The 18,204-nt window shown below is 44.0% G+C and carries 22 protein-coding genes; 21 read left to right on the forward strand and 1 reads right to left on the reverse strand.

Annotation, left to right across the window (positions count from 1 at the left end; genetic code table 11):
- Positions 1–46: 46 nt before the first annotated feature.
- The 10 genes from R5H20_RS00225 (at position 47) to rsmI (ending at position 7,144) form a co-directional block, all read left to right on the forward strand.
- Positions 47–1,489 (forward strand): aminotransferase class I/II-fold pyridoxal phosphate-dependent enzyme, encoded by a 1,443-nt coding sequence (locus R5H20_RS00225; RefSeq protein WP_006640369.1) that lies wholly within the window; start codon positions 47–49, stop codon positions 1,487–1,489.
- On the forward strand, positions 1,486–2,124 hold the full coding sequence (gene tmk / locus R5H20_RS00230) for a dTMP kinase (protein ID WP_006640370.1): 639 nt from the start codon (positions 1,486–1,488) through the stop codon (positions 2,122–2,124). Before R5H20_RS00225 ends, tmk begins: the two co-directional genes overlap by 4 nt.
- 76 nt (positions 2,125–2,200) lie before the next feature.
- Positions 2,201–2,530, forward strand: a complete 330-nt coding sequence (locus tag R5H20_RS00235) for a cyclic-di-AMP receptor (RefSeq protein WP_006640371.1) — start codon at positions 2,201–2,203, stop codon at positions 2,528–2,530.
- An 11-nt stretch (positions 2,531–2,541) separates the two neighbouring features.
- Positions 2,542–2,982, forward strand: coding sequence for a YaaR family protein (locus R5H20_RS00240; protein ID WP_006640372.1), 441 nt, complete (start codon positions 2,542–2,544; stop codon positions 2,980–2,982).
- An 11-nt stretch (positions 2,983–2,993) separates the two neighbouring features.
- Positions 2,994–3,983, forward strand: coding sequence for a DNA polymerase III subunit delta' (gene holB, locus R5H20_RS00245; protein ID WP_006640373.1), 990 nt, complete (start codon positions 2,994–2,996; stop codon positions 3,981–3,983).
- A gap of 2 nt (positions 3,984–3,985) precedes the next feature.
- A complete protein-coding gene (locus R5H20_RS00250; protein ID WP_006640374.1) occupies positions 3,986–4,813 on the forward strand; it encodes a competence/sporulation regulator complex protein RicT in 828 nt (275 codons plus the stop codon).
- Between the two features lie 14 nt (positions 4,814–4,827).
- Positions 4,828–5,190, forward strand: coding sequence for a DNA replication initiation control protein YabA (yabA, locus tag R5H20_RS00255; RefSeq protein WP_006640375.1), 363 nt, complete (start codon positions 4,828–4,830; stop codon positions 5,188–5,190).
- Between the two features lie 80 nt (positions 5,191–5,270).
- Positions 5,271–6,014 (forward strand): tRNA1(Val) (adenine(37)-N6)-methyltransferase, encoded by a 744-nt coding sequence (locus tag R5H20_RS00260; protein WP_006640376.1) that lies wholly within the window; start codon positions 5,271–5,273, stop codon positions 6,012–6,014.
- Complete coding sequence (locus R5H20_RS00265; RefSeq protein WP_006640377.1) at positions 6,001–6,294, forward strand: GIY-YIG nuclease family protein; 294 nt, start codon at positions 6,001–6,003, stop codon at positions 6,292–6,294. The genes R5H20_RS00260 and R5H20_RS00265 overlap by 14 nt, the downstream gene beginning before the upstream one ends.
- Positions 6,269–7,144 (forward strand): 16S rRNA (cytidine(1402)-2'-O)-methyltransferase, encoded by an 876-nt coding sequence (rsmI, locus tag R5H20_RS00270; RefSeq protein WP_006640378.1) that lies wholly within the window; start codon positions 6,269–6,271, stop codon positions 7,142–7,144. Before R5H20_RS00265 ends, rsmI begins: the two co-directional genes overlap by 26 nt.
- Positions 7,145–7,190: 46 nt before the next feature.
- Here the strand turns inward: rsmI and abrB are convergent, their stop codons facing one another.
- Complete coding sequence (abrB, locus tag R5H20_RS00275; RefSeq protein WP_087962552.1) at positions 7,191–7,484, reverse strand: transition state genes transcriptional regulator AbrB; 294 nt, start codon at positions 7,482–7,484, stop codon at positions 7,191–7,193.
- 503 nt (positions 7,485–7,987) lie between these two features.
- Between abrB and metG the strand changes: the two genes are divergently transcribed.
- From metG to ridA, 11 genes are all read left to right on the forward strand, one after another.
- The gene (gene metG, locus R5H20_RS00280; protein ID WP_006640380.1) at positions 7,988–9,976 is read left to right on the forward strand and encodes a methionine--tRNA ligase; all 1,989 of its coding nucleotides are present in this window, start codon (positions 7,988–7,990) and stop codon (positions 9,974–9,976) included.
- Between the two features lie 86 nt (positions 9,977–10,062).
- Positions 10,063–10,830, forward strand: coding sequence for a TatD family hydrolase (locus R5H20_RS00285; RefSeq protein WP_006640381.1), 768 nt, complete (start codon positions 10,063–10,065; stop codon positions 10,828–10,830).
- 246 nt (positions 10,831–11,076) lie between these two features.
- Positions 11,077–12,276 carry a resuscitation-promoting factor gene (locus tag R5H20_RS00290; protein ID WP_006640382.1) on the forward strand — a complete coding sequence of 400 codons (1,200 nt, stop codon included), beginning with the start codon at positions 11,077–11,079 and terminating at the stop codon, positions 12,274–12,276.
- 168 nt (positions 12,277–12,444) lie between these two features.
- On the forward strand, positions 12,445–13,005 hold the full coding sequence (gene rnmV / locus R5H20_RS00295; RefSeq protein ID WP_006640383.1) for a ribonuclease M5: 561 nt from the start codon (positions 12,445–12,447) through the stop codon (positions 13,003–13,005).
- A complete protein-coding gene (gene rsmA / locus R5H20_RS00300) occupies positions 12,998–13,876 on the forward strand; it encodes a 16S rRNA (adenine(1518)-N(6)/adenine(1519)-N(6))-dimethyltransferase RsmA (RefSeq protein WP_006640384.1) in 879 nt (292 codons plus the stop codon). Before rnmV ends, rsmA begins: the two co-directional genes overlap by 8 nt.
- A gap of 180 nt (positions 13,877–14,056) precedes the next feature.
- Positions 14,057–14,938, forward strand: coding sequence for a sporulation peptidase YabG (yabG, locus tag R5H20_RS00305; protein ID WP_006640385.1), 882 nt, complete (start codon positions 14,057–14,059; stop codon positions 14,936–14,938).
- Between the two features lie 214 nt (positions 14,939–15,152).
- Positions 15,153–15,413: a biofilm formation stimulator Veg gene (gene veg / locus R5H20_RS00310; RefSeq protein WP_003178187.1), complete on the forward strand. Its 261-nt coding sequence runs from the start codon at positions 15,153–15,155 to the stop codon at positions 15,411–15,413.
- A 146-nt stretch (positions 15,414–15,559) separates the two neighbouring features.
- Positions 15,560–15,745, forward strand: coding sequence for a small, acid-soluble spore protein, alpha/beta type (locus R5H20_RS00315; protein WP_006640386.1), 186 nt, complete (start codon positions 15,560–15,562; stop codon positions 15,743–15,745).
- A 175-nt stretch (positions 15,746–15,920) separates the two neighbouring features.
- Positions 15,921–16,790 (forward strand): 4-(cytidine 5'-diphospho)-2-C-methyl-D-erythritol kinase, encoded by an 870-nt coding sequence (gene ispE / locus R5H20_RS00320; protein WP_006640387.1) that lies wholly within the window; start codon positions 15,921–15,923, stop codon positions 16,788–16,790.
- Positions 16,791–16,846: 56 nt separating this feature from the next.
- A complete protein-coding gene (purR, locus tag R5H20_RS00325; RefSeq protein WP_006640388.1) occupies positions 16,847–17,680 on the forward strand; it encodes a pur operon repressor in 834 nt (277 codons plus the stop codon).
- A gap of 18 nt (positions 17,681–17,698) precedes the next feature.
- A complete protein-coding gene (gene ridA, locus R5H20_RS00330) occupies positions 17,699–18,076 on the forward strand; it encodes a 2-iminobutanoate/2-iminopropanoate deaminase (protein WP_006640389.1) in 378 nt (125 codons plus the stop codon).
- Positions 18,077–18,204 lie beyond the last annotated feature (128 nt).

An 18,204-nucleotide genomic window follows, 5' to 3' on the forward strand; every position in this document is an offset into this window, starting at 1 on the left:
AAAAACGCCGGCAACGACTCACCGGCCATATGAAGGATCGGTTTACATGAAAACACCTTTATTCACAGCATTGGTCAACCATGCCAAAGGAAACCCTTATTCTTTTCACGTTCCGGGACATCACAATGGAGATGTCTTTTTTGATGAAGGAAAAACACTGTTTAACTCCATCCTTTCGATCGATATGACCGAATTGGCGGGGCTTGATGATTTGCATGATCCGTCAGGCGTGATTCAGGAGGCGCAAGATTTAACATCCCGGCTATATGGATCAAAAGAAAGCTTTTTTCTCGTCAATGGATCGACCGTTGGGAATCTGGCAATGATACTTTCGGTTTGTCAGCCGGGCGATCTTTTGCTTGTTCAGCGAAATTGTCATAAATCAGTTTTTCATGCAATCGAACTTGCAGGAGCCCGTCCAGTGTTTTTGACGCCGGAAACCGATGAAACGATGGCTGTCCCTACACATGTTTTGCAACAAACGGTGAAGGATGCCATCTCAAAATATCCGTCGGCAAAAGGCATTATGCTGACATATCCTAATTACTACGGCCATGCCGCCGACTTGAAGCCTATTATCACAGAAGCCCATCAACATCACATTCCTGTTTTGGTCGACGAAGCCCATGGCGCTCATTTCGTGCTCGGACGTCCTTTTCCGCAGACGGCGTTACGAGCGGGAGCCGATGCGGTCGTACAGTCCGCCCATAAAACGCTTCCGGCCATGACCATGGGGTCTTACCTGCATGTAAACAGCCGGAGAATTGATAGAGACCGTCTGGCATACTATTTGACCGTATTGCAAAGCAGCAGCCCATCTTATCCGCTTATGGCGTCATTGGATTTAGCGCGGGCATATGCTGAAGAAATCGTCAAAACAAACAGATTGGCAAAAATCGAAAAAGAGATTGCCGGCATGAAAGAGCTGTTTTTGAAAATAGCGGGTGTGGACATCAGTGAACCGGCTGACCCGTTCATTCAGAAGGACCCGTTGAAGCTCTGCCTCAGATCAAAACAAGGCCATACAGGCTATGAACTCAAAGAAATATTTGAGGCAAACGGCGTCCATCCTGAACTCGCGGATGAAAGGCAGGTGCTGTTTGTCCTTCCGCTAGAAGGAAAAAGACCTCTGCCGCCTGATGTCATCAGCCGGATTGGAAAACAGATTACCAGCCGATCAGCCGGTGATACCCGTCAGGCTCCGATTGAGCAGCCATCTGAAAAAGTCACGACATTGCCTTATGGAAAAAGCGTGCTGTCCGCATTTAAAACAGAGTCAGTGCCTTTCAATAAAGCTGCGGGCCGGATCAGCGCGGAACAAATCGTCCCGTATCCGCCGGGCATTCCCCTCATAATGGATGGGGAAAGGATAAAACAAGAGAGCATCAGCCAGTTATCCAGGCTTGTCGATCTGAATACGCACATTCAGGGAAGCAGCCGTTTGAAACAAAAACAACTAACTGTATATATAGAAGAGGAGAAATCATGAACGGTTTATTTATTACCTTTGAAGGCCCTGAAGGAGCAGGGAAAACAACCATTCTTCAAGCGGCGGCACAACAACTGATCAAAGAAGGCCATGCCGTTCTCGCAACAAGGGAACCGGGCGGCATTGAAATAGCGGAACAAATCCGCGAGGTCATTTTGAATCCGAGAAACACGGCTATGGATCCTAAAACAGAAGCGCTTTTGTATGCGGCGGCGAGAAGGCAGCATCTGGTTGAAAAGGTAAAGCCGGCACTGGAAGACGGGAACATTGTTTTATGCGACCGGTTTATCGACAGCTCCCTCGCCTATCAAGGGTATGCCAGGGGGCTTGGAATCGACGAAGTCCTGTCCATTAATCAGTTTGCCATCGGAGACTTGATGCCGCACATCACCATTTACTTTGCCATTGATCCGGAGGAAGGGATCAAACGGATCAATGCAAATGATTCACGTGAGAAAAACCGTCTTGATCTGGAACAAATTCATTTTCATACGCTTGTTCAGAAAGGCTATCAGGAGGTCATAAACCGGTTTCCTGACCGCTTCCGAATGGTGGATGCGAGCAAGCCGATTGATCATGTACGAAAAAGCGTAAATGAAATCATTGAAGAAGCATTAAAAACAATTCGTTTGTGACCTGCTTACCATTCTATTGTTATAATGGTAACAAGAATATCCTTAGGTGTTTCCAATCAAAAGGGAGGCTTTTAAAATGAAATTAATAATCGCTGTTGTTCAGGGTCAAGATAGCAACCGGCTTTTAAAGGCTTTGACCGATCATAATTTTCGCGTGACAAAGCTGGCGTCAACCGGAGGCTTTCTGAAGTCGGGAAACACAACCTTTATGTTGGGCGTCGATGATATTCGGGTCGACAAAGCATTGAGTCTGATTGAAGAAAACGGAAGTAAACGGGATCAGCTGATCGCCCCTGTATCTCCAATGGGAGGAAACGCGGATTCATATGTTCCTTATCCGGTTGAAGTAGAAGTTGGCGGAGCCACCGTTTTTGTGCTGCCGATTGAGCAATTCCATCAATTTTAAGGGTTGAGGATATGAAAATAAGTCAAGAACTGCGCACGATGATAGAAAAACAGCAGAAGCCTGCTGTCAGAGCAGAAAGCAATTCTGTTTCATTCAAGGAAAAGATGAGCATCCAAAGCGGCAAGCTGAGATTTGAACAGCTGACAATGCTTTTGACGGATATTGAAGCGTTTGGAAAACGGCTCGCCAAGTCGAGGAACTTTAAAGATTTAGCAAGATTTAAAGGCTTGATCAAACGCTTTGTGAAAGAAGCAGTTGAAAACGGCCTGACGGTTGAGAATTCAAGAAGCTTTGATTTATATGGAAACAGCAGGACATTGAGCATCGTAAAAGAGCTGGATGAAAAGCTTGTTCAATTGACAGAGGAATTGCTGGATCAAGAAAAGCCCTCTATCGAATTGTTGGAACGCATTGGAGAAATAAAGGGGTTATTAATAAACCTTTACACATAGAGAGTGATCGTATGGCTACAACGTGGACAGAAATGCAAAAGCTTCAGCCTCGTGTCATGAAGCTTTTGCAAAATAGTATAGAAAGAAATCGTCTTGCACACGCCTATTTGTTTGAAGGACGGAAAGGAACAGGCAAATTAGATGCTGCCATGCTGCTGGCAAAAAGTTTTTTTTGTCTTGAACAGGGCACAGAACCTTGCGAATCTTGCCGAAATTGCCAGCGGATCTCCTCAGGCAACCATCCTGATGTACACGTCGTTCATCCCGACGGCCTGTCGATCAAAAAAGGGCAGATTCAGGCTCTTCAGGAAGAGTTCTCAAAAACAGGACTGGAATCGCATAAAAAGCTTTACATTATTTCACATGCTGATCAAATGACGGCAAATGCCGCAAACAGCCTGCTGAAGTTTTTAGAAGAACCAAGCGATGATACGATAGCGGTGCTCTTGACGGAACAGCCGCAAAAATTGCTTGATACGATTATATCGAGATGCCAAGTCTTGTCTTTTCAATCACTGCTGCCCGAATCGATTGAAAAAGAGCTGATCAAACAAGAAGTTTCCCCGCATATTGCAGCAATTTTGTCGAATATGACAAACAATTTATCGGAAGCGCTCGAATTGAGTCGAAATGATCAGTTTGCAGAGTCCAGAGCGAAAGTGATAAAATTGTATGAAGTCTTACACCAGCGAAAAGGACATGCTTTTTTCTATATTCAAGATCAGTGGATGCCCTTTTTCAAGGAGAAAGACCACCAAGAAATGGGTCTTGATATGCTTTTATTTATATACCGCGATATATTGTCCATTCAGATAGGACATGAAGATAAAATAATATTTCAGGACTTATTCCAAACATTAAAACAGCATGCGCTGCAATCAACACAACAAAGAGTGACAAACCAGATTCTTGCTGTTTTAGAAGCAAAAAAACGGCTTTATTCCAATGTTAATGCTCAAGGTTTAATGGAGCACTTGGTTTTAATGCTGCAGGAGGGATAAGCTTGTATAATGTGATTGGTGTTCGCTTTAAAAAAGCGGGCAAAATTTATTATTTTGATCCAAATGGATTTCAGATAGATAAAGACAGCTGTGTGATCGTTGAAACGGTTCGCGGTGTTGAGTACGGGCAGGTCGTCATCGCGAATAAGAAGGTAGACGAGCACGATGTTGTGCTGCCATTACGAAAAGTCATCAGGGTGGCCGATGAACGGGACCGCTTAATTGTCGAGGAAAATCAGGAAGCGGCGCTTTCAGCCTTTGATGTATGTCAGAAAAAAGTCAATGAGCACGGTCTTGAGATGAAATTGGTCGATGTCGAATTCACATTCGACCGAAATAAAGTCATTTTTTACTTTACGGCTGACGGAAGGGTCGACTTCAGAGAGCTTGTAAAAGATTTGGCTTCCATTTTCAAAACAAGGATCGAGCTTAGACAAATCGGAGTAAGGGATGAAGCAAAGATGCTCGGCGGTATCGGACCGTGCGGAAGGATGCTGTGCTGTTCGACGTTTCTCGGTGATTTTGAGCCTGTGTCCATCAAAATGGCGAAGGATCAAAACCTGTCCCTTAATCCGACGAAGATTTCCGGACTATGCGGGCGGCTCATGTGCTGTCTGAAATACGAAAATGATGAATATGAAACGGCTAAAGAGCAGCTTCCGGATATCGGTGAAGTGATCGCCACGTCAAACGGGCCGGCGAAAGTCGTCGGACTGAATATTCTCGAACGCATTCTTCAGGTTGAACTGACAGATAGCGAAAAAGTTGTGGAATATACGTGGGATGAACTGCTGCAAGAAGGTGTCGTATCTGCACAAACCACAGATTAACGAGGTGTGAAACCTTGGATAAAAAAGAATTGTTTGATACAGTCATAAGCTTAGAAGAACAAATTGGCTCTTTGTACCGCCAGCTGGGAGACCTCAAGCAGCATATCGGGGAAATGATTGAAGAAAACAACCATTTGCAGCTTGAAAATGAACATTTGCGCAAGAGGCTGGAAGAAACGGATCAAAGGCTGAAAACGGCAAAAACCGGAGAGAAAGAATTAAAAGCAGAGAAGACAGGGCATGCTGATATTGGAGAAGGTCATGACAACCTGGCTCGTCTGTACCAGGAAGGCTTTCACATTTGCAACATTCATTACGGAAGCGTCCGCAAAGAAGGAGACTGTCTTTTCTGCCTCTCGTTTTTAAATAAAAAATAAAGGAAGGGCTTCCGGTTAAAACGGAAGCCTTTTTAACGGGGCAAGCGCCAAGACTACAATTTTCGGGAAAGGGAAAACATATGATTCAATTAAAAGATGATGAGCGACTCGATTATCTGCTGGCAGAGGATATGAAAATCGTGCAAAGCCCGACGGTGTTTGCATTTTCTTTAGATGCCGTGCTGCTGTCGAAGTTTGCATATGTTCCGATTCAAAAGGGGAAGATCATTGATCTATGCACGGGAAACGGAATTGTTCCGCTGCTTCTCAGCACCCGGTCAAAAGCTGAAATCACCGGGGTTGAAATTCAAGAAAGATTGTACGATATGGCATTGCGGAGCGTGGAATATAACAATCTGCAACACCAGATTCATCTCATCAGGGATGACTTAAAGAATATGCCGCAGGTGCTCGGATACAATAAAGCGGATGTTGTCACATGCAATCCGCCATATTTTAAGACGCCGCAAAAAACAGAGCAAAATCTCAATGAACACCTGGCGATTGCCAGGCATGAAATTTACTGCACTCTCGAAGATGTGGTCCGCGTCAGCAGCAAGCTTTTAAAACAAGGCGGAAAGCTTGCTCTTGTCCATAGACCGGGAAGGCTGCTTGAGATTTTTGAACTGATGAAGGCGTATCAAATAGAACCGAAACGCGTGCAATTCGTTTATCCGAAACAGGGGAGAGAGGCCAACACCATTCTAGTCGAAGGAATAAAGGACGGCCGCCCTGATCTGAAGATTTTGCCTCCGCTTTTTGTATATGATGAAGATGATCAATATACGGGCGAGATAAGGAAGATTTTATATGGAGACAAATAATCACTATTTTTATGTGCTGTCATGCCGGGATGGCAGCTTGTATGCGGGATACACGAACAATATTGAAAAGCGTTTGAAAACCCATAATGATGGAAAAGGCGCAAAATATACAAGAGCGCGGCTCCCTGTAAAGCTTTACTATGCAGAACGCTTTTCAACAAAAAGAGAAGCCATGCAAGCGGAATATTATTTTAAAAAATTATCAAGAAAAAGCAAAGAAATATATATAGAAGAAAAGCGAAAGGCGGAGGCACATGATCAATCGTCAAAAGAGCTTTGATCAAAAATCAGACATGGGGATCTTATACCTCGTTCCCACACCGATAGGCAATTTGGAGGATATGACATTCAGGGCCGTTGAAACGTTGAAAGCAGTTGACGTCATCGCTGCGGAGGATACCAGGCAAACGAAGAAATTATGCCATGTGTACCAAATCGAAACACAGCTCGTCAGCTATCATGAACATAATAAAGAAAGCAGCGGGCATAAAATCTTGGAATGGCTCAAGGAAGGGAAAAATATCGCATTGGTGAGCGATGCCGGGATGCCGACCATATCGGATCCGGGGGCCGAAATCGTCCGTGATTTTACGGATATCGGCGGTTATGTCGTGCCGCTTCCCGGTGCGAATGCAGCTTTAACCGCACTGATCGCTTCGGGTCTTCCGCCTCAGCCCTTTTTCTTCTTCGGTTTTTTGGATCGGAACAAGCGGGAGCGGAAGAAGCAGCTTGAGCAATTAAAAAACAGACAGGAAACAATTGTTTTTTATGAATCGCCACATCGGCTGAAGGAGACGCTGTCCGCGATTTATGACGTGTTTGGTAACCGCCGGGTCGCGTTAACTAGAGAGCTGACCAAAAAGTTTGAGGAATTTATTAGAGGGACGATGGAAGAAGTCCTGGCATGGACGGATGAGGAACAGGTGCGCGGAGAATTTTGCCTTGTTGTTGAAGGCTGCGGAGAAGAAGCGCCAGAAGAAGCAGCTTGGTGGGAAAACTTTTCAGAAAAAGAACATGTTGAACATTATATCAGCAAAGGGCTTCAATCAAAGGAAGCCATAAAAAAAACCGCCGTTGACCGCGGAGTCCCAAAACGAAAAATATATGACGCTTATCATATCCAAAACTGAAGAAAACCGCTCTTGCTTTCGCAAGAACGGTTTTTGTATAATCAAATTAATTTTTTAGAGATTGAAGCTGAGCTTGAATTTCGTTGATGATTTGTTCAGCGCCTTCTGGGCTGAGAACAAGTTTACCGCCAGCAAGTTTCAGGTTATCATCAGAAACCTCACCTGTTACTTGGCAAGTCATGTTTGGTTTATATTTTTTCAAGATGATTTTTTCGTCATCCACATAGATTTCAAGAGCGTCTTTTTCCGCGATTCCAAGTGTACGGCGAAGTTCAATCGGAATCACCACGCGTCCTAGCTCATCAACTTTACGTACGATACCTGTAGATTTCATATTCATTCTCCTCCCGAAAGATTCTTATTTTAATAGGTGTTATAATCTTCGTCATTATTCGACAAAATCCTTACAGTCCTAGCATAACAAGGTTTCCAATAAACGTCAATCATTTTCTTTTCTATTGTTTGTAAAAATTAGCTCTTATAGTCAAAAAACCTTGAGAGAACTGATTAAATAAGGGATTTGAAGATGATAAAACCAATCGATAATCCTAAAAAAAGCCCTTAAATCAAGACTTTCGAACTAAGGTTTTTCCTCATATCGATTATATACGACATTATTCGACAATGAAAGCATTTTTTTGTCGAAGTTTTATATTTATTTCCTAAAAAAAATTGGAATCGACTATATTCCTTGTTTATCGACATGTATATTTTCTTGAACTTGAAGGCTAAGATGGTATCATATAAAGAGGGATTAAGTAATGAAGATATTTGAATGAAGACATTTGCCGCTCTCGTCCTTTGGGCGGGAGTTTTTTGACATTTTAATTGGGAGGTTCCATCATGCCGCAAGAAAAAAATACGTTTTACATTACAACACCGATCTACTATCCAAGTGGAAAATTACATATTGGGCACGCCTACACAACCGTTGCCGGTGATGCCATGGCCCGCTATAAAAGGCTTAGAGGCTACGATGTCAGATACTTAACAGGAACAGATGAGCACGGCCAGAAAATCCAGCAAAAGGCCGAAGAGGAAAATATCGCACCGCAGGAATTGGTGGATCGTGCGGCAAAGGAAATTCAGCAGCTTTGGAAAAAGCTTGATATTTCCAATGATGATTTTATTCGGACGACTCAAGACCGCCATAAGACCGTCATCGAAAAGGTTTTTCAAAAACTGCTCGACAACGGAGATATTTATCTTGACGAATATGAAGGCTGGTACAGCATTCCTGATGAAACATTTTACACGGAAACTCAGCTGGTTGATGTGGAGCGGAATGAAAAAGGGGAAGTCATCGGAGGGAAGAGTCCTGACAGCGGGCACCCTGTAGAGCTGATTAAAGAGGAGTCCTACTTCTTCCGCATGGGAAAATACGCAGACCGTCTGCTAGCTTTTTATGAAGAAAATCCTGAATTTATTCAGCCTGAATCCCGTAAAAACGAAATGATCAACAACTTTATTAAACCGGGCCTTGAGGATTTGGCCGTGTCCCGGACGACGTTTGACTGGGGCATCAAAGTGCCGGGCAATCCGAAGCATGTCGTTTATGTGTGGATTGATGCGCTCTTTAACTATATTACGGCACTCGGTTTTGATACGGACCACGATGAAAATTATCAAAAATACTGGCCTGCCGATGTCCACCTTGTCGGGAAAGAAATCGTCCGCTTTCATACCATCTACTGGCCGATTATGCTGATGGCATTGGACCTTCCATTACCTAAAAAGGTTTTTGCCCACGGATGGCTGTTGATGAAAGACGGGAAAATGTCCAAATCAAAAGGGAATGTCGTAGACCCGGTTACGTTAATCGACAGATACGGTCTTGACGCATTGCGCTATTACTTGCTTCGCGAAGTGCCGTTCGGATCTGACGGCGTCTTTACACCGGAAGGATTCGTAGAACGGATCAATTATGACCTGGCAAATGATTTAGGAAACCTTTTAAACAGAACGGTCGCCATGATCAATAAATACTTTGACGGGCAAATTCACTCTTATCAAGGTCCGGTAACAGATTTTGATGAATCACTATCATCGTTTGCGAAAGAAACGATACAAGCATATGAGCAGGCGATCGAAAACATGGAATTCTCTGTGGCGCTTTCTTCCCTGTGGCAGCTTGTCAGCAGAACGAATAAATATATCGATGAAACCGCACCATGGATTCTTGCAAAAGATAAAGAAAAAGAAAACGAACTTCAGTCCGTTATGTATCATTTGGCAGAATCGCTGCGCATCACGGCTGTATTGCTTCAGCCGTTCTTAACGCAAACGCCGGAAAAGATTTTTTCACAGCTTGGTATTTCCGATCCGGCATTAAAAACATGGGAAAGCATTGCCGGCTTCGGTCAGCTCACATCAGTGAAGGTTCAAAAAGGAGATCCGCTGTTCCCGCGGCTTGAGGCTGAAGAAGAAGTTGCATATATCAAATCAAAAATGCAGGGAAAAGCTCCAAAAGAAGAACCGAAAAAAGAAGAGGCTGCGCCTGAGCGTCTTCCCGAAATCACAATTGATGACTTTATGAGCATGGAGCTGAGAGTCGCTGAAGTCCTTCAGGCAGAACCGGTAAAGAAAGCTGATCGGCTGTTAAAACTGCAGCTTGATTTGGGCTTTGAAAAACGCCAGGTCGTATCGGGAATCGCAAAGCACTACAAGCCTGAAGAATTAGTTGGTAGAAAAGTCATTTGTGTAACCAACTTAAAACCGGTAAAACTAAGAGGGGAATTATCTCAAGGAATGATTTTAGCCGGTGAGGACAACGGAGTTCTGTCACTTGCAGCTGTAGACAGCTCATTAGCAAACGGAACACGAATCAAATAAATTTGACAAAAGGTGTTTCACGTGTAACATTTCGTCGAACACCTTTTGTTTTTATCGAAATTCAAATGAAAAGGGTGGCATTTCTGATGTTATTTGATACACATGCACATTTAAATGCGGAGCAGTTTAATGAGGATTTAGAAGATGTCATTGCCCGGGCAAAGGAAGCAAAAGTGGAGCATATCGTTGTCGTAGGTTTTGACCGTCCAACGATCAAACGGGTGATGGAACTGATTGAGACATATGATTTCATATATGCGGCAATCGGCTGGCATCCGGTTGATGCCATTGACATGACTGATGAGGATCTGCAATGGATTAAAGAGCTTTCCTCTCACGAAAAGGTTGTGGCAATTGGCGAAATGGGTCTTGACTACCATTGGGACAAATCACCGAAGGACATTCAAAAAGAAGTGTTTAGAAAGCAAATTGCTTTGGCGAAGGAAGTCAAGCTTCCGATCGTCATACACAACCGCGATGCGACAGAAGACGTTGTCACGATTTTGCGTGAAGAAGGAGCGGAAGAAGTCGGCGGTATTATGCATTGTTTTACAGGCAGCGCAGAAGTGGCGAAAGAATGCATAAATATGAATTTCTACCTATCTTTTGGCGGTCCGGTTACCTTCAAAAATGCAAAAAAACCGAAAGAAGTCGTCAAACAAATACCAAATGACCGTCTTCTGATTGAGACTGACTGCCCGTATTTAACGCCCCATCCTTTTAGGGGAAAGCGGAATGAACCGGGCTATGTCAAACTGGTTGCAGAACAGATCGCGGAATTAAAAGGGATGACTTACGAAGAAGTGGCTGCCATTACTTCTGAAAACGCAAAAAAACTTTTCGGCATCAGCTGACAGTATTTGATGTCAATCTTTGCACAAGCTTGTCTTTTCGGGAGCCGATTCTAAGAAGTTCTACATGTCTGTTTACACTCATAGGATATCTTTGTCGACAAGTCTTTCTTTCTTTTATGAGGTTGTATTTCCATAATAAAAGTAATGGCGGGCTTGCGGAGGTAAATAGAGAGGAGGGTTGACAGGCTTGTAGATACTCTATATAATCTCCCCGAGGAGAAGGAGGCGTTTTTCATCATACAAAAAATGAAAAAGCTGTTTTCCGTAAAGCTTAGCAAAAGCAGAGGAGTTCTCATTGTTGCCGGGCTGCTGGTGGCAGGGAGCGGAACTGCATACGGAGCAAACGAGCTCACGAAACAACCGGTCTCGATTTCGATAAACGGGAAAAAGCAGAGTGTCCGCACGCATGCTAAAACGGTGGGTGAGCTGATGAAAAGCTTAAACATCAAGACGAGGAAAGAGGATCACATTTCTCCCGCTGAAGATACAAAAATAACAAGCAACATGAATGTTGAGTACATTGCTGCCAAACCGGTCCATTTGGCGATGGACGGAGAGGAAAAGCAAGTATGGACGACAGCGGGTACGGTCGGCAAACTTTTGAAAGAATTGAATCTCGAGTTGGCGGAACATGATCAAATTGAACCCTCAGTTGATAAAGAGATAAAAAAAGACATGAAGCTGACTTTGCAAAGAGCTTTTAAAGTGACTGTAAAGGATGCCGGCAAAAATAAAGACATATGGACAACTTCGACTACGGTCGCTGACTTTTTAAAACACCATAAGATCAGCATAAAGGGCGATGATGAAGTCAAGCCTGCGCTGGATGAAACACTGACGAAAGATCAGGCGAACATTCACATTACTCGCATCAAAAAAGTCACCGATGTAGTGGAAGAGAACATTCCTTTTGACGTGAAGAAGAAAGAGGATGCATCTTTGGAAAAAGGCACGGAAAAGGTCGTTCAAGACGGCAAAGAAGGCAAGCTTAAAAAGCACTATGCCGTTATTAAGAAAAACGGCAAAGAAGTTTCCAGGGAATTGATTAAAGAGGAAACAGCGGCTGAAAGCAAAGCCAAAATCATCGCCGTCGGCACAAAACGAAAAACGGTAGCTCAAATAAGCACAAATGTATCGCGCGGCAATGAAGCTTCCGGAAAAGAGTTCTATGTGACTTCAACAGCATATACGGCAAGCTGCAGCGGCTGCTCAGGACACACGGCGACCGGTGTGAATTTAAAAAACAACCCGGGCTCCAAGGTCATTGCGGTTGATCCAAGCTTCATTCCATTGGGCACGAAAGTCCATGTAGAAGGATACGGATATGCGGTTGCGGCTGATACAGGCTCCGCAATTAAAGGCCGCAAAATCGATGTGTTTTTCCCGAGCAAGTCTGCGGCTTACCGCTGGGGAAACAAAAGAGTTAAAATCAAGGTTCTCAACTAAATCAGCATTTATTTTATTTTGATCGTAAGCAGAGGGATTTTGCGCCCTCTGTTTTTTTGGTTATAATAGATCCATCTTGTTTTCTAATTACTTAGACGGTTTTGTTACAAAAAGGTTTCAATATTTTTAAAAATGTAATAAAAGGTTTTTCAGCATGCGGAGGAAGAAATGAAAATTAAGGAAATCATCGTTGTCGAAGGACGTGACGATACAGCAAAAATCAAGTCTGCCGTTGACGCGGATACAATTGAAACGAACGGCTCCGCCATCGGGGAAGATGTGATTAAACAAATTCAGCTGGCTCAAAAAACGCGCGGGGTCATCATTTTAACAGACCCCGATTATCCGGGTGAAAAAATCAGAAAAACGATTGCCGAAAAGGTGCCCGGCTGTAAGCATGCATTTTTGCCCAAGCATTTGGCAAAGCCTAAAAACAAGCGAGGAATCGGTGTTGAGCATGCATCGCCTGAAAGCATCAGAGCCTGCCTGAAGACCGTTCAGGAGGAAATGGAAGCGACGGAAGCGGAAATTGAAACGCGTGATCTTATCGAAGCCGGCCTGATCGGAGGCCCCCTTGCCAAACAAAGGCGGGAACGGCTCGGCGAGATTTTAAATATTGGGTATACAAATGGAAAGCAGCTTCAAAAGCGTCTGCAGATGTTTCAAATTAAAAAAAGCGATTATTTAAGCGCTCTGGATGCTGTGCTGCGGGAGGAAAACAATGAATAAAGATATAGCCACCCCCAAAAGGACAAAAGAAATCCTCAATAAATACGGATTTTCTTTTAAAAAAAGCTTGGGGCAGAACTTTCTAATTGATACAAATATATTGGACAGAATCGTTGACCATGCCGAAGTGACGGAACGCACGGGCGTGATCGAAATCGGTCCTGGAATCGGCGCTTTAACCGAGCAGCTGGCAAAACGCGCCAAGAAAGTGGTGGCCTTTGAAATTGACCAAAGGCTTCTGCCGATTTTGGAGGATACATTATCCCCTTACGACAATGTGACTGTGATTCATCAAGATGTTCTGAAAGCCGATATTAAAGCTGTGATGGATGAGCAGTTTCAAGGTTGTGACGAGGTCATGGTTGTCGCCAACTTGCCGTATTATGTGACGACTCCTATTATTATGAAGCTTCTGGAGGAACATCTGCCGCTTAAAGGCATTGTCGTCATGCTGCAAAAAGAAGTGGCAGACCGCATGGCTGCAAAGCCTTCATCAAAAGAATACGGCTCTCTTTCCATCGCCGTTCAATTTTATACTGAGGCGAAAACGGTCATGGTTGTACCGAAAACGGTTTTCGTTCCCCAGCCAAACGTTGACTCTGCCGTCATCAGGCTGACGCTGCGAGAAGCCCCGGCTGTCACAGTTAAAGATGAGGCCTTTTTCTTTCAGGTTGTCAAGGCGAGCTTCGCCCAGCGCCGCAAAACGCTTTTGAATAATCTCGTCAATAATTTGGCGACTGGAAAAGAGAAGAAAGCTGAGATTGAAAAAGCGCTGCAAGATTCACAAATCGACGGAAAGAGACGCGGCGAATCGCTCAGCATCGAAGAATTCGCCGTGCTTTCCGACCATCTGGCAAAAGCCTTTCTGTAAGGAAGGGCTTTTTTTGCGTTGGGCCGAGAGTGTAGCGGAAACGATAGGGCTTGCTCCCCGTTCACCACTTGAACTGCAGGTACATAGGCTAAAGAAGCACCTTTATTTTTTGCTGTATTCCGGCCGGCATTTGAGATTTTTATCAAAGATGGGGCTTAGTCTATGTGTGGAGTGAAAAGCATGCAGTTTAAAATAGGCGATATGGTGGTCAGAAAATCTTATCGAAGAGATATATTATTTCGAATTATACGAATTGATCAATCGGCAAAGGGAGAACCGATAGCTGTTTTGCACGGTGATGAAGTCAGGTTAATCGCTGACGCGCACCTGGCGGATCTGGAGATTGTCCGCGAGGCTGAGCGTCTGATGAGAAAACGGGAAGAAGAAACAAAAATGAAGGAATCCCTTGATTTGCTCCGTCAGGATTATAAGCTTCTTCGCGAAAAACACGAATACCGTGCAACAAATCAATACAACAACCAAAAGCAGTATTTTCATATGCCGGGAAGGGTACTTCATTTAGACGGGGATTCAGCTTATTTGAAAAAGTGTCTCGCATTGTATGAAAAGATCGGTGTTCCTGTGTACGGCATCCATTGCTATGAAAAGAAAATGTCCGCCGTCATTGAGGAGCTTATTGACGAATATCGGCCCGATTTATTAGTCATCACAGGGCATGATGCATATTCGAAGCAGAAAGGGGGCATCGATGACTTGGATGCCTACAGACATTCCAAAGATTTTATTGAAACTGTTCAAAAAGCAAGAAAAAAAATTCCTCATCTCGATCAGCTCGTGATTTTTGCCGGAGCGTGCCAGTCTCATTTTGAGTCATTAATCAGAGCAGGGGCGAACTTTGCAAGCTCTCCGTCAAGGGTTAACATTCATGCGCTTGATCCGGTCTATATCGTTGCAAAAATCAGCTTTACTCCTTTTATGGACCGAATTAACGTCTGGGAAGTACTGAGAAACACCCTGACGAGGGAGAAAGGGCTCGGAGGGATTGAAACCCGGGGTGTTTTACGAATTGGAATGCCGTATAAAACGAATGCTAATCAGTAAACCCGCCCGTTTTTCGGCGGGTTTTTGTCAGGTTTTCGCCATATTTTTAAAAAACATACATAATGAAGCGAAAAATGAGGAAAATAAGGGAAAGTCGACGTGCAATTTGTCACAATTATTTTATTGACAATCGCTTATAAACGTTGATATAATTTAAATTTTATTTGACAAAAATGGGCGGTTGTTGTATACTGAATGTAGTGAGGTGGATGCAATGGCGAAAACGTTGTCCGATATTAAAAGATCGCTTGATGGACATTTAGGAAAAAGGCTTACGTTAAAAGCAAACGGAGGCCGCCGAAAAACGATTGAGCGTTCGGGCATTTTAGCTGAGACGTACCCTTCTGTTTTTGTGATACAACTAGATCAAGACGAGAATTCGTTCGAAAGAGTTTCATACAGTTATGCAGATATTCTTACTGAGACGGTTGAGTTAAGGTTTTCCGATGACAAAACGAGCTCAGTAGCACTTTAATTAGCAGTAGACGTCATGTTTACTGCTTTTTGTTTATCCATAATTTCTCGGGAAAGATCTGCAGGCGATCAAGAAAAGCTATAAATGTCACCCGTTTTATGATGAGTTCTGGCACATGGTATGATACTTGAAAGGGGCTGTTTCGCATGGGCAGACGTCGAAGCATCATGTCAGAAGAATTCAAATATGAATTGGCAAAAGATCTTGGGTTTTACGATACTGTCAAGAATGAAGGCTGGGGAGCGATTCGGGCCAGAGACGCCGGAAACATGGTGAAGCGGGCCATTGAATTAGCCGAACAGCATATGGCTCAAAATCAACAGAACCAGTAAAACGGTGACAAACGGAGGACGCTGCTGTCCTCCGTTTTTTGTTTAAAGAATCGGGCGGAGCGCATCCGGTAAGACGAGTCCTTTTGCCGCAGTACATGCATTTGTACGACCTGTACTTCAAAATATGTTACAATGTGGATACTTATGTTTAGATGGAGAAGTAGGTGAAAAAGGATTGCGTATTTTAGAGAAGGCGCCGGCTAAAATCAATTTGTCTCTTGACGTCCGCGGCAAACGTCCTGACGGATACCATGAAGTTGAGATGGTTATGACGACGATTGATCTGGCGGATAGGGTTGAGTTAACGGAGCTGGCAGAAGATAAAATAACGGTTTCTTCCCATAACCGCTTTGTTCCGGATGACCAGCGGAATCTTGCTTATCAGGCTGCAATGCTGATGAAGAAACGGTACGGCATTAAAAAAGGCGTTTCCATTTTGATTACGAAGGTCATTCCGGTAGCTGCGGGACTGGCGGGGGGAAGCAGCGACGCCGCCGCAGTCCTCAGAGGCTTGAACCGCCTGTGGGATATGAAGCTTTCTGTAAATGAGCTTGCAGAGCTTGGCGCGGAGATCGGATCGGATGTCTCGTTTTGCGTTCACGGCGGAACGGCACTTGCAACAGGCAGAGGAGAAAAAATCCGCCACATTGAGACTCCTCCGCATTGCTGGGTCGTGCTTGCGAAACCGACGATCGGCGTATCGACCGCAGAGGTATACAGGCAGCTGAAGATCGACAGTGTTGAACATCCGGATGTACAGGGGATGATTTCCGCCATCGAAGAGAAAAATTTTCACAAGATGTGTGACAAGCTTGGAAATGTTCTCGAATCTGTTACATTAAACATGCATCCTGAAGTTGCGGTGATTAAAAATCAGATGAAGCGCTTTGGCGCGGATGCGGTATTAATGAGCGGAAGCGGTCCGACGGTGTTTGGGCTTGTCCAATATGAATCAAAAGTGCAAAGAATATATAACGGGTTAAGAGGGTTTTGCGATCAGGTATATGCAGTCCGGATGATCGGGGAACAAAATGACCTTGATTAAATCCGTATGTTAAGTTATATTATTTTTAAAAATATTCGGATTTTGGAGGTAAGTGCATGAAGTTTCGTCGAAGCGGCAGATTGGTGGATCTGACGAATTATTTGCTGACCCATCCGCATGTCTTAGTGCCATTAACCTTCTTTTCAGAACGGTATCAATCTGCTAAATCATCAATTAGTGAAGATTTAACCATCATTAAGCAGACCTTCGAGCAGCAGGGAATTGGAACGCTTCAGACGGTTCCCGGGGCAGCTGGGGGCGTTAAATATATTCCAAAGGTAAAACTTGGTGAGGCAGAGGAATTTATTAATGAACTCGGGGACTCATTGATTGATTCGGAACGTATTTTGCCCGGAGGCTACTTATATTTAACGGATATTCTCGGGAAACCGTCCGTGCTGACAAAGGCCGGGAAGATTTTCGCTTCCGCCTTTTCAGACAGGGAAATCGATGTCGTCATGACTGTGGCAACGAAAGGAATTCCTCTGGCATATGCGGTGGCCAGTTATTTGGACGTGCCCACAGTTGTCGTCAGAAAGGATAATAAGGTCACTGAAGGGTCAACGGTCAGCATTAATTATGTATCAGGTTCATCCAATCGCATACAGACAATGTCGCTTGCAAAACGCAGTTTAAAGACGGGATCACACGTTTTAATTATTGACGACTTTATGAAAGCGGGCGGAACGATCAATGGTATGATCAATTTGCTGGATGAATTCAATGCACATGTCGCCGGAATCGGCGTCCTTGTTGAAGCCCAGGGCGTGAAGGAGCGGCTGGTCGATGAGTATATGTCGCTTCTCACCCTTTCGGAAATTGATATGAAGGAAAAGAAGGTCAATATTCAAAACGGAAATTTTCAGCGGTTTTTTAAAGACAATGAATAAAGAATGGGGGAGTTTGAGATGACAAAGGTTGTGCAGACAAAAGAAGCGCCGGAAGCGATCGGACCATATACGCAGGGGATTATCGTAAATAACATGTTTTACAGCTCAGGACAAATCCCTTTAACTCCGGCCGGTGAAATGGTAAAAGGGGATATTACGGAACAGACGCATCAGGTTTTCCGCAATTTAAAAGCTGTCCTCAAGGAAGCGGGCGCTTCACTGGAAACCGTCGTCAAAGCGACTGTGTTTTTGGCTGACATGAATCAATTTGCAGAAGTTAACGAGGTCTATGGCCAGTATTTTCATGAGCATAAACCGGCGCGTTCCTGTGTGGAGGTTGCGCGGCTGCCAAAAGACGCGCTCGTTGAAATAGAAGTCATCGCCCTTGTGAAATAGTTGAATTTTTAAAAAGGTGGTTTTGGTTAGCAAAATCATCTTTTTTTGTTGGATTTTTGACAATTCAGTGTGTTTTTATCCCAATATTACAAAAATATTTTTAATTATGCAGGAAAACAAAAAAAGCC

Origin of the sequence: Bacillus sp. KICET-3 (genome assembly GCF_033261025.1) — a bacterium.
GTDB lineage: Bacteria > Bacillota > Bacilli > Bacillales > Bacillaceae > Bacillus > Bacillus sonorensis.

Excerpts from the sequence above, each read along its gene's own strand:
- rsmA (WP_006640384.1), top strand. The coding sequence starts at position 12,998 with ATGAATAAAGATATAGCCACCCCCAAAAGGACAAAAGAAATCCTCAAT.
- veg (WP_003178187.1), top strand. The coding sequence starts at position 15,153 with ATGGCGAAAACGTTGTCCGATATTAAAAGATCGCTTGATGGACATTTA.
- R5H20_RS00235 (WP_006640371.1), top strand. The coding sequence starts at position 2,201 with ATGAAATTAATAATCGCTGTTGTTCAGGGTCAAGATAGCAACCGGCTT.
- yabG (WP_006640385.1), top strand. The coding sequence starts at position 14,057 with ATGCAGTTTAAAATAGGCGATATGGTGGTCAGAAAATCTTATCGAAGA.
- R5H20_RS00225 (WP_006640369.1), top strand. The coding sequence starts at position 47 with ATGAAAACACCTTTATTCACAGCATTGGTCAACCATGCCAAAGGAAAC.
- R5H20_RS00315 (WP_006640386.1), top strand. The coding sequence starts at position 15,560 with ATGGGCAGACGTCGAAGCATCATGTCAGAAGAATTCAAATATGAATTG.
- R5H20_RS00260 (WP_006640376.1), top strand. The coding sequence starts at position 5,271 with ATGATTCAATTAAAAGATGATGAGCGACTCGATTATCTGCTGGCAGAG.
- rnmV (WP_006640383.1), top strand. The coding sequence starts at position 12,445 with ATGAAAATTAAGGAAATCATCGTTGTCGAAGGACGTGACGATACAGCA.
- abrB (WP_087962552.1), bottom strand. The coding sequence starts at position 7,484 with ATGAATATGAAATCTACAGGTATCGTACGTAAAGTTGATGAGCTAGGA.
- R5H20_RS00290 (WP_006640382.1), top strand. The coding sequence starts at position 11,077 with ATGAAAAAGCTGTTTTCCGTAAAGCTTAGCAAAAGCAGAGGAGTTCTC.
- R5H20_RS00285 (WP_006640381.1), top strand. The coding sequence starts at position 10,063 with ATGTTATTTGATACACATGCACATTTAAATGCGGAGCAGTTTAATGAG.
- R5H20_RS00265 (WP_006640377.1), top strand. The coding sequence starts at position 6,001 with ATGGAGACAAATAATCACTATTTTTATGTGCTGTCATGCCGGGATGGC.
- purR (WP_006640388.1), top strand. The coding sequence starts at position 16,847 with ATGAAGTTTCGTCGAAGCGGCAGATTGGTGGATCTGACGAATTATTTG.
- holB (WP_006640373.1), top strand. The coding sequence starts at position 2,994 with ATGGCTACAACGTGGACAGAAATGCAAAAGCTTCAGCCTCGTGTCATG.
- ridA (WP_006640389.1), top strand. The coding sequence starts at position 17,699 with ATGACAAAGGTTGTGCAGACAAAAGAAGCGCCGGAAGCGATCGGACCA.
- metG (WP_006640380.1), top strand. The coding sequence starts at position 7,988 with ATGCCGCAAGAAAAAAATACGTTTTACATTACAACACCGATCTACTAT.
- tmk (WP_006640370.1), top strand. The coding sequence starts at position 1,486 with ATGAACGGTTTATTTATTACCTTTGAAGGCCCTGAAGGAGCAGGGAAA.
- rsmI (WP_006640378.1), top strand. The coding sequence starts at position 6,269 with ATGATCAATCGTCAAAAGAGCTTTGATCAAAAATCAGACATGGGGATC.
- R5H20_RS00240 (WP_006640372.1), top strand. The coding sequence starts at position 2,542 with ATGAAAATAAGTCAAGAACTGCGCACGATGATAGAAAAACAGCAGAAG.